The sequence below is a fragment of the Streptomyces sp. NPDC057099 genome, assembly GCF_042671245.1.
GTDB lineage: Bacteria > Actinomycetota > Actinomycetes > Streptomycetales > Streptomycetaceae > Streptomyces > Streptomyces purpurascens.
Genome location: NZ_JBHUTX010000011.1, coordinates 22,495 through 35,393 on the forward strand (window position 1 = coordinate 22,495; position 12,899 = coordinate 35,393).

Annotated in this window: 12 protein-coding genes; 2 read left to right on the plus strand and 10 right to left on the minus strand. The window is 70.9% G+C overall.

Annotated elements, in window-relative coordinates:
• Positions 1-13: 13 nt before the first annotated feature.
• On the minus strand, positions 14-2,320 hold the full coding sequence (locus tag ACFT4A_RS17080; protein WP_382830779.1) for a DapH/DapD/GlmU-related protein: 2,307 nt from the start codon (positions 2,318-2,320) through the stop codon (positions 14-16).
• A 66-nt stretch (positions 2,321-2,386) separates the two neighbouring features.
• On the opposite strand from ACFT4A_RS17080, the gene ACFT4A_RS17085 reads away from it, so the two are divergent.
• A complete protein-coding gene (locus tag ACFT4A_RS17085) occupies positions 2,387-3,070 on the plus strand; it encodes a phosphatase PAP2 family protein (RefSeq protein ID WP_382830781.1) in 684 nt (227 codons plus the stop codon).
• Here ACFT4A_RS17085 and ACFT4A_RS17090 read toward each other — a convergent pair.
• The 7 genes from ACFT4A_RS17090 to ACFT4A_RS17120 all read right to left on the minus strand — a co-directional run bounded on the left by ACFT4A_RS17090 (position 3,067) and on the right by ACFT4A_RS17120 (position 10,842).
• Positions 3,067-3,522, minus strand: a complete 456-nt coding sequence (locus tag ACFT4A_RS17090) for a hypothetical protein (protein ID WP_382830784.1) — start codon at positions 3,520-3,522, stop codon at positions 3,067-3,069. The two genes, ACFT4A_RS17085 and ACFT4A_RS17090, sit on opposite strands and share 4 nt — an antisense overlap.
• Positions 3,523-3,670: 148 nt before the next feature.
• On the minus strand, positions 3,671-5,089 hold the full coding sequence (locus tag ACFT4A_RS17095) for an NAD(P)/FAD-dependent oxidoreductase (protein ID WP_382830786.1): 1,419 nt from the start codon (positions 5,087-5,089) through the stop codon (positions 3,671-3,673).
• A gap of 32 nt (positions 5,090-5,121) precedes the next feature.
• A complete protein-coding gene (locus tag ACFT4A_RS17100; protein WP_382830789.1) occupies positions 5,122-5,922 on the minus strand; it encodes an ABC transporter permease in 801 nt (266 codons plus the stop codon).
• On the minus strand, positions 5,923-6,852 hold the full coding sequence (locus ACFT4A_RS17105; protein ID WP_382830790.1) for an ABC transporter permease: 930 nt from the start codon (positions 6,850-6,852) through the stop codon (positions 5,923-5,925).
• A complete protein-coding gene (locus ACFT4A_RS17110) occupies positions 6,852-7,997 on the minus strand; it encodes an ABC transporter ATP-binding protein (RefSeq protein ID WP_382830793.1) in 1,146 nt (381 codons plus the stop codon). Before ACFT4A_RS17110 ends, ACFT4A_RS17105 begins: the two co-directional genes overlap by 1 nt.
• A 5-nt stretch (positions 7,998-8,002) precedes the next feature.
• A complete protein-coding gene (locus ACFT4A_RS17115; RefSeq protein WP_382830794.1) occupies positions 8,003-9,250 on the minus strand; it encodes a spermidine/putrescine ABC transporter substrate-binding protein in 1,248 nt (415 codons plus the stop codon).
• A gap of 56 nt (positions 9,251-9,306) precedes the next feature.
• Positions 9,307-10,842, minus strand: coding sequence for a gamma-aminobutyraldehyde dehydrogenase (locus ACFT4A_RS17120; RefSeq protein ID WP_382830797.1), 1,536 nt, complete (start codon positions 10,840-10,842; stop codon positions 9,307-9,309).
• Between the two features lie 200 nt (positions 10,843-11,042).
• Here ACFT4A_RS17120 and ACFT4A_RS17125 point away from each other — a divergent pair, with 200 nt between their 5' ends.
• The gene (locus ACFT4A_RS17125; RefSeq protein WP_382830800.1) at positions 11,043-11,612 is read left to right on the plus strand and encodes an NADAR family protein; all 570 of its coding nucleotides are present in this window, start codon (positions 11,043-11,045) and stop codon (positions 11,610-11,612) included.
• Positions 11,613-11,654: 42 nt separating this feature from the next.
• Here the strand turns inward: ACFT4A_RS17125 and ACFT4A_RS17130 are convergent, their stop codons facing one another.
• On the minus strand, positions 11,655-12,128 hold the full coding sequence (locus ACFT4A_RS17130) for a DUF4190 domain-containing protein (RefSeq protein WP_382830802.1): 474 nt from the start codon (positions 12,126-12,128) through the stop codon (positions 11,655-11,657).
• Positions 12,129-12,197: 69 nt separating this feature from the next.
• Positions 12,198-12,839: a DUF4190 domain-containing protein gene (locus tag ACFT4A_RS17135; protein ID WP_382830803.1), complete on the minus strand. Its 642-nt coding sequence runs from the start codon at positions 12,837-12,839 to the stop codon at positions 12,198-12,200.
• Positions 12,840-12,899 lie beyond the last annotated feature (60 nt).

Sequence of the window (12,899 nt, forward strand, 5' to 3'; positions counted from 1 at the left end):
CCGGCACTGACAATCAGCCGGGCAGCGCGGGCTCCGGGCGGTGGATGCCACGGGGGCGGTAGCCCAGGGCGTCGGCGACACCGACGACATCCGCGAGCAGCCAGACGATCGCGAGCCACATCTCCGTGCCCTGGAGGCCGGGGTCGCGGCCCGGGCCGGTGCCGTCGGGGCTCGGGCCGAAGGCGAAGCCCTGGCCGGGATGCCAACGGCGCAGGGCGGCGGTGAGCTGGGCCGCCGCCCAGGAGCGGGCCTCTTCGGAGCGGTGGGTGGTCTGCCCGGCGCAGAGCCACAGGGGGTGGATGACGTCCAGGATGTTGCAGGCGTTCTCGCGCCCGGGTGCGAAGTGGCGGGGGTCGCGTGCGTGGTCGAGGACCGTGTCGATCACGCGCTCCGCGTACGGCACGGGCAGACCGAACTGGGCGAACGAGCCGCGGGTGAGCCGGTAGTAGCCGTTGACCGGCTGGAGGAGTCCGTCCCGCGGCGTGGGCGAACCCCACATGCCGGTACGGCGGTCCACCCGGGTGTGCAGTCGGCCGAACAGCGCCTCCAGCGCCCCGGGCGCGGCCGCCTCGGCGCCGAGGCGCAGGTTCCAGTGCGCGGCGGTGGCCCAGGAGTCGACCCACGCACCGGCGTGCCAGGCGCGGTCGTGCCAGGGCAGTTCGGCCAGGTGGGTGACCAGCCGGTCGGCGGTGCTGCGGCGGACCGCGTGGACGGGGTGGGCGAAGGAGCTGCCGAGCAGGTCGAGCGCGTACCCCACGCACAGCACGTGATAGGCCGGGGCCCCGTCGTCCGGCACTCCGGCCGGGCCGGGAAGCGGCGGCGGCGCGCCGTACTCGGGTATCAGGCCGGTGGCCGGGTCCTGGAGGCCGCGCAGTCGTGCCACCTGCTCGGCGGCGGGCAGCTGGGGCGGCGCGGCCCCGAGGAGGAGGTCGGCGATCTCGACGGCGTCGCACTGCGCCCGCACGGTGGGCTCGGCGCCGGGCCGGTCGGCGAACCGGCGGGTGTCCGGCCGCCAGCAGCGGTCCAGCACCTCGACCGCCTGCGCACGGGCGGCCCCGGCGAAGTCCGAGAGCGCCTCGACGAGGGCGGGGGTGCCGGAGGGGCGCGGCGCCCCTCCGTGAGGGGCTCGGAGAGCGTGGCCGACCACGTCGTCGGCGGACCACCGATCCTCACCGCGCGGTGCCGCACCGACCGTAGCCGCACGGCCGGGCACGGCCTTGCCCTCTGCCGCGCCACCCGGCATCGCACTCTCGCCTGCCGCGCTGCCCAGCACGGCGTTTTCCCCTACCGCCCTGCCCGGCACCGCACCATCCCCCACCGCGCCGCCCGGCACCGCGCCTTCCCCTACCGCCCTACCCGGTACCGCACTCTCCCCTGCCGCCCTGCCTGGCACCGCACTCTCCCCTGCCGCCCTGCCTGGCACCGCACTCTCCCCTGTCGCCCTGCCTGGCACCGCACTCTCCCCTGTCGCCCTGCCTGGCACCGCGTCTTCCCCTGCCGCGCCGCCCGGCACCGCGTTTCCCCCCACCGCCCTGCCCGGAACCGCACCATCCCCTACCGCGCAGCCCGGAACCGCACCATCCCCTACCGCGCAGCCCGGAACCGCACTCTCTCCCACCGCCCCACCCGGCACCGCACCATCCCCTACCGCCCCGCCGGACAAAGCAGTTCCCCCTGCGGCACCGCCAGGCGCCCCGCTCCCCTCCGCCCCCCTGCCAGCCCCCGCTTCGCGCGGATCGCGGCGGTCCCTGATGCGGCGGGCCGGGTTGCCGGCCGCCATCGTCCAGGCGGGCAGGTCCTTGGTGACGACCGCGCCCGCGCCGATGACGCAGTGGTCGCCGATGGTGACGCCGTCCAGGACGACCACGTGCGAGCCGATCCACACGTCGTCGCCGATCGTGATCCCGCGGCTGGTGACCGGCTGCCGGTGGACGGGCAGGTCGGGCGCGGTCCCGTGGTTGAAGCCGAGCAGCGAGCTGTGGGCGCCGACGCGTACACCGTCCCCGAGGGTGACGGTGCCGCGCACCACGGTGAAGGGGTTGACCGTGCAGTCGGCGCCGGTGCGTATGTCGCCGGTGACATACGCGTGGGCCGCGATGTACGAGCGGTCGCCCAGGACCAGGTGGTCCGGGTACACGGCGGCGGTCTCCGCGACGAAGCAGCCCTCTCCCAGCCGTACCGCCCCCGGCCCCGGCCCCGCCTCCGCGAGGAGCCGCTTCCTGCGCTGCTCCTGTGCCGCGCGCTGCGCCTGCGACGCCTGCTCGGCGTAGAGCCACGGGCAGTGGTCGAAGAGGCCGTCGTCGCTCTCCGGCTGGTTCACGTGATCCTCCACGGGGGTCGCGCCGGGTGGGCAAGGAACATCCGTGCCCGTGCCAAGCTGTGTCCCATGCCGATCTCCGGGAACCAGGTTCGCGACGAGCCCACCGCGACATACTCGCGCGTCCTGGCCCTCCTGCTCAGCCTCCCGGCTCTGCTCTTCGTCCTGATCACCTGGCAGGTCGTCACCGACGGCCCGCTCATCCGCCTCGACGAGCGCGCCAGCCGCGAACTGGTCCACCCGGACCGCTACTCCGAACTCCTCGCCGACCTCGGCAACGTCCAGGTCGCGGTCCCGGTCCTGGTCGTCGCCCTCGGCTTCGTCGCCCTGCGGACCCGCCGTACGGAACGCTGGTGGCTGCCGGTCGCCGCCGCGGCCCTCCTCATGGCCCTGGTCCCGGCGCTGATCATCCCGCTGAAGGACCTCACGGACCGCCCGGGCACCCCGGCCGTGCCGCCGGGCACCGGCTACTACCCCTCCGGCCACACCGCCACGGCCGCCATCGCCTACGGCTGCTCGACCCTGCTCCTGCTCCCCCGGCTCCGCGCCCCCCTCGCCCGCGGCGCCCTGGTCGCCGGCTGCGTCGCCCTCGTACTCGGCGCGAGCTACGGCCTGGTCCGCCGCGGCTACCACTGGCCCCTGGACGTGGCGGCCAGCTGGTGCCTGTGTGCCGTGCTGCTCTCCTCGCTGTGGCTGCTTCTCCGGCGAGGGCCAGCCGGGGCAGCCGCGGTGAGTCCCGGCAGCGGGCCCTAGCCGTTCCGTTCCGTGGCCAGTCGTGCCGCCGCCTCGTGCATCGCCAGTTCCAGCAGCGTCGGGTCCGTCAGCATGCCCGAGCCGTCCGGCGGGATCAGCCAGCGGACGCCGCCGGGTGAGGAACGGCCCGGGTACGGCACGACGATCCAGGTGCCGGCGCCCGCCGTCCTGATGCCCGTGCCGAGCCAGCGGGCCGCGGTGCCCGGTGGCACGAAGAACCCGATGCGCTCGTCGCCGAAGTCGACGAGCACGGGCCCCGGCCGGTCGAGCACACGGCTTAGCACGTCGAGCGTGGCGTAGCCGAGGCCGCCGGGCAGGATGAGCACGTCCCAGGCGCCGCCGGCCGGCAGCAGCGCGACCCCCAGCGGGTTGCGCTCCCACTCCCAGCGGCAGGCCTCGGGGTCGGGTGCGGCGGATGCGAGCCACTCGACCGCCGTCTTCGCACCGGTCATGAGAAAGACCCCCTGTTCTCTCGTGAAGCTCGTGAATCTCGCGAACGCGGCGCGTCCCGAGGGCGTCACGAAGGAGAAGGGGGTCTCCCAGGGGTCATTACGCGGGTTTCGGCTCCTCGTTGGAGTGAACCGGCTCACACCCGCTCGATCAGCTGTCGAAGCCCAGCCCCAGCCGGTCCATCGTGCGCAGCCACAGGTTGCGGCGGCCGCCCTGGGCATCCGCGCGGGCCAGGGACCACTTGGTGAGGGCGATGCCCGTCCAGGCGAAGGGCTCCGGTGGGAAGGGGAGGGGCTTCTTGCGGACCATTTCCAGTTCGGTGCGTTCCGTGCGCTCGCCGGACAGCAGGTCCAGCATCACCTCGGCGCCGAAGCGGGTGGAGCCTACGCCCAGGCCCGTGTAGCCGGCCGCGTAGGCGACCTTCTTCTGGTGGGCGGTGCCGAAGAACGCCGAGAAGCGGGAGCAGGTGTCGATCGCGCCGCCCCAGGCGTGGCTGAAGCGGACGCCCTCCAGTTGCGGGAAGCAGGTGAAGAAGTGCCCGGCGAGCTTGGCGTAGGTCTCGGGGCGGTCGTCGTACTCGGCGCGGACGCGGCCGCCGTAGGGGTAGATCGCGTCGTAGCCGCCCCACAGGATCCGGTTGTCGGCGGAGAGGCGGAAGTAGTGGAACTGGTTGGCGCTGTCGCCGAGTCCCTGGCGGTTCTTCCAGCCGATCGACGCCAGTTGGGCGGCGGTGAGCGGCTCGGTCATCAGGGCGTAGTCGTAGACGGGGACGGTGTACGAGCGGACGCGTCTGACCAGGTTCGGGAAGATGTTCGTGCCGAGGGCGACCTGACGGGCGCGGATCCGGCCGTAGGGGGTGCGTACGGCCATGCCGGGGCCGTACGGCTTCAGGGTGAGGGCGGGGGTGTGCTCGTAGACCCGGACGCCGAGCTCCACGCACGCCCGCTTCAGGCCCCAGGCGAGCTTCGCCGGGTGCAGCATCGCCACACCCCTGCGGTCCCACAGGCCCGCCTGGAAGGTGGGTGAGTCCACCTGCTCCCGCAGGGCGTCCGCGTCCAGGAACTCGACGCCCTCGGCGAGACCCCGGCGGGCCGTCTCCTCGTGCCAGTCGCGCAGTTCCGCCGCCTGGTACGGCTCGGTGGCGACGTCGATCTCGCCGGTGCGTTCGAAGTCGCAGTCGATGGAGTGCCGGGCGACGGCCGCCTCGATGGCGTCGAGGTTGCGGGTGCCGAGCTCCTGGAGCGTGTGGATCTCGTCGGGCCAGCGGGCGAGGCCGTTGGGCAGGCCGTGGGTGAGGGAGGCGGCGCAGAATCCGCCGTTGCGGCCGGAGGCGGCCCAGCCCGCCTCGCGGCCCTCCACCAGCACCACGTCCCGTCCCGGGTCGCGTTCCTTGGCGATCAGCGCCGTCCACAGTCCGCTGTAGCCGCCGCCGACGACCAGCAGGTCGCAGGTCTCGGAGGTGGTGAGGGCGGGTTCCGGGCGGGGCCGGCCGGGGTCGTCGAGCCAGTAGGGGACCGGCTGGACGTCGGAGAGCGAATGGGTCCACTGATTCATGGCGCTCGGGGCCATGATTTCAACTCCCTACGGTGATGCCTTTATCTTTACGGCTTTTGCCTGTTACGGCGATTTCCGACGGCCATGGAAGCCAGAACGAACAGTACGGCGACGACGAACATGGCCGTGCCGATGACATTGATCTGAACGGGCGTTCCACGCTGCGCCGAGCCCCAGACGAACATGGGGAAGGTGACGGTCGAGCCGGCGTTGAAATTGGTGATGATGAAGTCGTCGAAGGAGAGGGCGAAGGCCAGCAGCGCGCCCGCCGCGATTCCGGGGGCGGCGATCGGCAGGGTGACCCGTACGAAGGTCTGCACCGGGCCCGCGTACAGGTCCCGTGCCGCCTCCTCCAGTTTTGGATCCATCGACATGACCCGTGCTTTCACGGCCGTGACCACGAAACTCAGGCAGAACATGATGTGTGCGATGAGGATCGTCCAGAAGCCCAGCTGGGCGCCCATGTTGAGGAACAGGGTGAGCAGCGAGGCGGCCATGACGACCTCGGGCATGGCCATCGGCAGGAAGATCAGCGAGTTCACGGCGCCCCGGGCGCGGAACCGGTAGCGGACCAGCGCGAAGGAGATCAGGGTGCCGAGGAGGGTGGCGCCGAGCGTCGCCCAGACGGCGATCTGGAGGCTGAGCGACAGCGAGCCGCACAGGTCGGAGACCCCGCACGGGTCCTTCCAGGCGTCCAGCGAGAACTGCTGCCATTCGTAGTTGAAGCGTCCCTTCGGTTTGTTGAAGGAGAACACCGTCACGATGACGTTCGGCAGCAGGAGATAGCCGAGTGTCAGCAGTCCCGCGATGACGACGAGATTTTTCTTGAGCCAGTTGACGAAGGGCATTTAAACCAGATCCTCCGTCCCCGACCTGCGGATGTAGAGAGTGACCATGAGCAGAATGGCCGCCATGAGAATGAAGGAGAGCGCGGCCGCCGTCGGATAGTCCAGCACTCTGAGGAACTGCGTCTGGATGACGTTTCCGACCATGCGGGTGTCCGTGGAACCGAGGAGGTCGGCGTTGACGTAGTCGCCGGTCGCCGGGATGAAGGTGAGCAGCGTGCCGGAGACGACACCCGGCATCGACAGCGGGAAGGTGACCTTGCGGAAGGTCGTCCAGGGCTTCGCGTACAGATCGCCCGCGGCCTCGTGCAGCCGCCCGTCGATGCGCTCCAGCGAGGTGTAGAGCGGCAGGATCATGAACGGCAGGAAGTTGTACGTCAGACCGCAGACCACCGCGAGCGGCGTGGCCAGGACGCGGTCGCCGGCGGTCCAGCCGAGCCAGTTGGTGACGTCCAGGACGTGCAGCGTGTCGAGCGCGCCGACCAGCGGGCCGCCGTCCGCGAGGATCGTCTTCCAGGCCAGGGTGCGGATCAGGAAGCTGGTGAAGAACGGCGCGATCACCAGGATCATGATCAGGTTCCGCCAGCGGCCCGCCCGGAAGGCGATCAGATACGCGAGCGGGTAGCCGAGCAGCAGGCACAGGACCGTGGCGGTGCCGGCGTAGAGCACCGACCTGATGAACTGCGGCCAGTACGCGGACAGCGCGTCCCAGTACGTGGCGAAGTGCCAGGTGACCTTGTAGCCCTCCTCCAGGGAGCCCGTCTGTACGGACGTGGAGGCCTGGTAGATCATCGGCAGCGCGAAGAAGACCACCAGCCAGAGGATGCCGGGCAGCAGCAGCCAGTACGGCGTCCAGCGGCCCCTGCGCTTCGGGGGCTTCGGCTCGGGAGCTTCGGGGGCGAGGGGCGGTGGTGCCTCGGTGAGTGTGGACATCAGGCCGCCTCTTCCACTCCGGCATCGGCGTCCTGATCGGCGTCCAGACCGAAGGTGTGGGCCGGGTTCCAGTGCAGGACGACCTCGGCGCCGGAGACCAGGCGGGGGTCGCGGTCGATGTTCTGGGCGTAGACCTCGAAGTCGGAACAGACCGGGCTGTCGACGACGTACTGCGTGGAGACGCCGATGAAGCTGGAGTCGGCGATCCGGCCCGTGATGCGGTTGCGGCCCTCCGGTATCTCACCGGCGTCGTCCGCGTGGGTGAGGGATATCTTCTCGGGGCGGACCCCGACCAGTACCTTTCCGCCGGTCGTCGTGGGCGCGCCGCAGCGGGACTCGGGCAGGACGAGCTTGCCGCCGCCCGCCTTCAGCACGATCTCGTCGCCGCTCCTGGAGTCGACCTCGGCCTCGATGAAGTTCGAGGTGCCGAGGAAGTTGGCGACGAAGGTGGTGCGCGGGTTCTCGTAGAGGTCGGTGGGCGCGCCGAGCTGCTCCACGCGGCCGGCGTTCATCACGGCGACCGTGTCGGCCATGGTCATGGCCTCCTCCTGGTCGTGCGTGACGTGCACGAAGGTGATGCCGACCTCGGTCTGGATGCGCTTGAGCTCCAGCTGCATCTGGCGGCGCAGCTTGAGGTCGAGGGCGCCGAGCGGCTCGTCGAGCAGGAGCACCTTGGGGTGGTTGATCAGCGCGCGGGCCACGGCGACGCGCTGCTGCTGGCCGCCGGAGAGCTGGTGCGGCTTCTTGCGAGCCTGCTCGCCGAGCTGCACGAGGTCGAGCATCTCCCCGACCTGCTTCTTCACCGACTTGATGCCGCGCCGGCGCAGCCCGAAGGCGACGTTCTCGAAGATGTCGAGGTGCGGGAAGAGGGCGTACGACTGGAAGACGGTGTTGACCGGCCGCTTGTAGGGCGGGAGCGCGGTCACGTCCTGGTCGCCCAGCGACACCGTTCCGGAGGAAGGTTCCTCCAGGCCGGCGATCATGCGCAGGGTGGTGGTCTTGCCGCAGCCGGAGGCGCCGAGCAGGGCGAAGAAGGAGCCCTGCGGCACGGTCAGGTCGAGCGGGTGGACGGCGGTGAAGGCGCCGTAGGTCTTGGCTATGCCCTTGAGGCGGACCTCGCCCGTGGCCTCTGTCTTGTTCGTCATGGTGGTCACGCCCCCGTCAGCTTCGCGAACTTCGCTTCGAACTCGGTCTCTTCCTTCGAGCTCAGCGAGCGGAAGGCGTGGGACTTCGCGGCCATGGCCTTGTCGGGGATGATCAGCGGGTTGTTCGCCGCGTCCTTGTCGATCTTCTCCAGCTCGGCCTTCACCCCGTCGACGGGGCACACGTAGTTGATGTACGCGGCGAGTTCGGCGGCCGGCTTCGGCTCGTAGTAGAAGTCGATGAGCCGCTCGGCGTTCGTCTTGTGCCGGGCCTTGTTGGGGATCAGCAGGTTGTCGGTCGACGTCATGTAGCCGCTGTCCGGGACGAGGAAGTCGATGTCGGGGCTGTCCGCCTTGAGCTGGACGACGTCACCGGCCCAGGCGACGCAGGCCGCGAAGTCGCCGCTGGTCAGGTCCGAGGTGTAGTCGTTGCCGGTGAAGCGGCGGATCTGGCCCTTGTCGACGGCCTTCTGGAGCCGGGCTATGGCCGCGTCGTAGTCGTCGGCGGTGAAGTTCGCCGGGTCCTTGCCCATGTCGAGCAGCGTCATGCCGACGCTGTCGCGCATCTCCGAGAGGAAGCCCACGCGCCCCTTGAGCTTGGGGTTGTCCAGGAGGTCGGAGAGCGACTTCACCTCGACGCCGTCGAGGGCCTTCTTGTTGTACGCGATGACGGTGGAGATGCCCTGCCAGACGTACGAGTAGGCGCGGCCCGGGTCCCAGTCGGGGCTGCGGAACTGGGCGGAGAGGTTGGCGTAGGCGTGCGGCAGGTTGGCCGGGTCGAGCTTCTGCACCCAGCCCAGGCGGATGAGCCGTCCGGCGAGCCAGTCGGTGAGGACGATCAGGTCGCGGCCGGTGTCCTGGCCCGCGGCGAGCTGCGGCTTGATCTTGCCGAAGAACTCGTTGTTGTCGTTGATGTCCTCGGTGTACTTGACCTTGATCCCGGTCCGCTCGGTGAACTGCTCCAGCGTCGGGTGGTGCTTGCCGCTGTCGTCGACGTCCATGTACTCGGTCCAGTTGGAGAAGGCGACCGTCTTCTCCTTCGCCGAGTGGTCCTCCGCCGAGACGCCGCCCTGCGACGTGCCCGCCGCCGGGATGCCGCAGGCGCTCAGCGTCCCGAGTCCGCCGGCCGCGAGCGCCCCGCCGGCGGAGGCGCGGAGCAGGGACCGCCGGGTGAGGGCGGCCCTGCCGTTCCTGAAGCTGCGCCGCATGGCGGCCACTTGGGCCGGGGACAGGCGGTCGGGCTCGTACTGCTCCATGCGCGTGGTGCCCTTTCGGAGGGTGGCGGCCGCGGGTCGGGCGGCCTGACGTCCTGCTATCGGTCCCCGAAGACGGTGCGGTGCCAGTCCTTCGCGGCCACCGCGGTGTTGTCGAACATGACGTGCTTGATCTGGGTGTACTCCTCGAACGAGTACGCGGACATGTCCTTGCCGTAGCCGGAGGCCTTGTGACCGCCGTGCGGCATCTCGCTGATGATCGGGATGTGGTCGTTGACCCAGACGCAGCCCGCCTTGATCTCGCGCGTGGCCCGGTTGGCCCGGTACACGTCCCGGCTCCAGGCGGAGGCCGCCAGCCCGTACGGCGTGTCGTTGGCGAGCGCGATGCCCTCGTCGTCGGTGTCGAAGGGCAGCACCACCAGGACCGGCCCGAAGATCTCCGACTGGACGACCTCGCTGTCCTGGGCGGCGTCGGCGATGAGGGTGGGCCGGTAGTAGGCGCCCTTGGCCAGCTCGCCCTCCGGTGCCTCGCCGCCGGTCACCACGCGCGCGTTGGCACGCGCCCGGTCGACGAAACCGGCGACCCGGTCCCGCTGGACGTGCGAGATCAGCGGCCCGAGGTCGGTGCCGGGGGCGAAGGGGTCGCCGAGCCGGACGCTCTCCATGAGCGCGGCGGTCCGCTCCACGAAGGCCTCGTACAGCGGCCGCTGCACGTACGCGCGTGTGGCGGCCGTGCAGTCCTGCCCGGTGTTGATGAGCGCGCCCGCGACCGCGCCGTGGGCGGCGGCCTCCGGGTCGGCGTCGTCGAAGACCACGAAGGGCGCCTTGCCGCCGAGTTCCAGGTGGAGGCGCTTGACGGTGGCGGTGGCGATCTCCGCGACGCGCTTGCCGACGGCGGTGGAGCCGGTGAAGGAGGTCATGGCCACGTCGGGGTGGCCGACGAGGTGCTCGCCGACCTCCTTGCCGGTGCCGGTGACGATGTTGATCACACCGTCCGGGATCCCGGCGTCCGTCGCCGCCCGGGCGAAGAGCAGCGAGGTCAGCGGGGTGAGCTCGGCGGGCTTCAGGACGATGGTGTTGCCCGCCGCGATCGCCGGAAGGATCTTCCAGGCGGCCATCTGGAGGGGATAGTTCCAGGGCGCGATCGACCCGACCACGCCGATGGGCTCACGCCGGACGTACGACGTGTGGTCGCCGGAGTACTCACCGGCGGACTGCCCCTGGAGATGCCGTGCGGCACCGGCGAAGAAGGCGGTGTTGTCGATGGAGCCCGGGACGTCGAACTCGCGGGACAGCTTCAGCGGCTTGCCGCACTGCAGCGACTCGGCGCGGGCGAAGTCCTCGGCCCGGTCGGCCAGGACCGCGGCGAACCGGTGCAGGGCGTCGGAACGCTCGCCGGGCGTGGCCCCCGCCCAGCCGGGGAAGGCCTCGCGGGCCGCGGCGACGGCCCGGTCGACGTCGGCCGTGCCGGCCAGTTCGTAGCGGAGGACCTCCTCGCCCGACGCCGGGTCGACGACCGCGTGGGTACGGCCGGAGGTGCCCCTGGTCAGACGGCCCGCGATGAACTGCGCGCCCTCCGCGAAGCGCTCCGCGGCCGGAAATCGGTCCGGGGTGGCGTTGCCCGGGTTGTGCATGTGGCTCTCCTCCGTGTCCCCTGGTGGGGGCCGGCGTGGCTCAGGCTCGATTTGAGTGCCGATCCTGGCAGAGCAATGACACACCAACAAGTGATTCCGTTGTTGATTTTTGGTTACGCGACGGAATCTGTCGACCAGGTGTCGAGTCCGCCGCGAAAAGGCGGGACGGTGTGTCAGTGGTGCGTGCCAGACTCGCGTGCATGGAGAAGATCACGGGGGCGGTCGATTCCCGGGAGGCCCTGATCAGGGCGTCCCGGGACGGGGCGAAGATCAGGTATCTGCACTTCTGGGGGCACCGGCCACGGCCGGACGGCCGGATCGGACCGACGTGTCTCAGCCAGTGGTGGCCCGCGCCGTTCACGGTGGCCGGCGTGGAGTACGCGACGGCCGAGCACTGGATGATGGCGGGCAAGGCCCGGCTGTTCGAGGACGCGGCGGCGGAGCGTGCCGTGCTGGCAGCGGCCCATCCCGCCGAGGCGAAGAAGGCCGGGCGGCTGGTGCGCGGCTTCGACGAGGCGATATGGGAGCGGGAGCGGTTCCGGATCGTCGTGGACGGCAGCGTCCACAAGTTCGCCGCGCATCCCGAGCTACGGGGGTTCCTGCTGAACACGGGCGAGAGAGTGCTGGTCGAGGCCAGTCCCGTGGACCGGGTGTGGGGCATCGGGCTGGCCGCGGACGACGAGGCTGCGTCGGATCCGGAGCGGTGGCGGGGGCCCAACCTGCTGGGGTTCGCGCTCATGGCGGCGCGGGAGCGGCTGCGCGGGGCATGACTGAGGGGCCGGTCCAAGACCGGCCCCCTGTGAGCGGCGAATTCAGCTCGCCGCGCCGAGTCCGCCCATGATGCTGGCGAAGAGCAGGAACCCCAGCAGCGGCAGGATCACGGTCGCGATGATGCCGCAGACCAGGCCGGCGGTCGCCGCGCCCTTGTTGGTGGCCTCGCCACGGGTGGCCTTGCCACGGCCGATGGCGCCGAAGATGATCCCCAGGATGCCCAGGATCACGCCGAAGAACCACAGGAAGAAGGTCAGGCTGCACACCACGCCGATGATGCCCAGCACCAGTCCGGTGGTTCCCATGCCGTTGCTCGGCTGCGCGGGCATCCCGTAGCCGGACGCCTGCGGGTAGCCGACGGGCGGCGCGGCCGGGTAGCCGGGGCTGCTCTGGGGGTAGCCGTAGCCCGGGCCGGACTGCTGCGGATAGCCGTAGCCGGGGGCCGGCTGCTGCGGGGGCTGCGGCGGCTGGGACGGCGGACCGAACCCACCGGGGGTGGGATTGGTGTTGGACATGGACGAACTCCCCTCCGTTGTCAGACCAAGGCATCGTAATGGCCAAGTCCGCCGAGGAGGACGGGTGTTTCAGCGGTGGGACGGGGCGGTGGCCACGGGGCCGCGGGCGCCGTAGTACGGGTCGTCGTCGGACGAGGTGTCGCTGTTGATCGCGGCCGTGATGCCGACGGCGATCAGGACGATCACGGTGATGCCGAGGATGATCCCGATGATGCCCATGATCAGACCCGCCTGGGCCTGGCCGTGGTTGGTGGCGACTCCCGCCTCGGCGCGCTTGCGGCCCTTGAGACCGAAGACCACGGCGAGGATGCCGGTGACGAGGGAGACCACGCCGTACAGGCAGAACAGCGTGCAGGAGACGATGCCGAGCACCATCGCCGCGATGCCCATGCCGTTCTGGGGGGCCATCGGCATGCCGGACCAGCCGTAGCCGCCGCTCTGCGGGTAACCGGAGCCCGCCTGGGGGTAACCGGGGTAGCCGTAGCCGCCGGGCGCCGCCGGCGGGGGCGGGACCGTGGGGCCGGAGCCGGTGCTGTCGTACTGCGGCGTGCCGGTGGGCGGGGTGAAGCCGACGCTGGGCATCGAGGTGACCGTGGCCTGGTCATGCACGGACGGCGGCGGTGGCGTCTGGTTCTTGTCGAGTGAGGTCTTGTGCTCCGGAGGCGCCCACGGGTCGTGGCTGCTGCCGTCGGGTTGCGTCGCGTCCGTCATCTTGTATCCCCCCGGGATCGTTCGTGCCGTCATGCTACGGGGCGGGTCGGTGCGTGCGGT

Bases quoted from the DNA above. Each gene is read 5' to 3' on its own strand.
- ACFT4A_RS17110 (WP_382830793.1), bottom strand. From the start codon at position 7,997: ATGACGAACAAGACAGAGGCCACGGGCGAGGTCCGCCTCAAGGGCATA.
- ACFT4A_RS17130 (WP_382830802.1), bottom strand. From the start codon at position 12,128: ATGTCCAACACCAATCCCACCCCCGGTGGGTTCGGTCCGCCGTCCCAG.
- ACFT4A_RS17115 (WP_382830794.1), bottom strand. From the start codon at position 9,250: ATGGAGCAGTACGAGCCCGACCGCCTGTCCCCGGCCCAAGTGGCCGCC.
- ACFT4A_RS17100 (WP_382830789.1), bottom strand. From the start codon at position 5,922: ATGCCCTTCGTCAACTGGCTCAAGAAAAATCTCGTCGTCATCGCGGGA.
- ACFT4A_RS17105 (WP_382830790.1), bottom strand. From the start codon at position 6,852: ATGTCCACACTCACCGAGGCACCACCGCCCCTCGCCCCCGAAGCTCCC.
- ACFT4A_RS17120 (WP_382830797.1), bottom strand. From the start codon at position 10,842: ATGCACAACCCGGGCAACGCCACCCCGGACCGATTTCCGGCCGCGGAG.
- ACFT4A_RS17090 (WP_382830784.1), bottom strand. From the start codon at position 3,522: ATGACCGGTGCGAAGACGGCGGTCGAGTGGCTCGCATCCGCCGCACCC.
- ACFT4A_RS17125 (WP_382830800.1), top strand. From the start codon at position 11,043: ATGGAGAAGATCACGGGGGCGGTCGATTCCCGGGAGGCCCTGATCAGG.
- ACFT4A_RS17135 (WP_382830803.1), bottom strand. From the start codon at position 12,839: ATGACGGACGCGACGCAACCCGACGGCAGCAGCCACGACCCGTGGGCG.
- ACFT4A_RS17085 (WP_382830781.1), top strand. From the start codon at position 2,387: ATGCCGATCTCCGGGAACCAGGTTCGCGACGAGCCCACCGCGACATAC.
- ACFT4A_RS17095 (WP_382830786.1), bottom strand. From the start codon at position 5,089: ATGGCCCCGAGCGCCATGAATCAGTGGACCCATTCGCTCTCCGACGTC.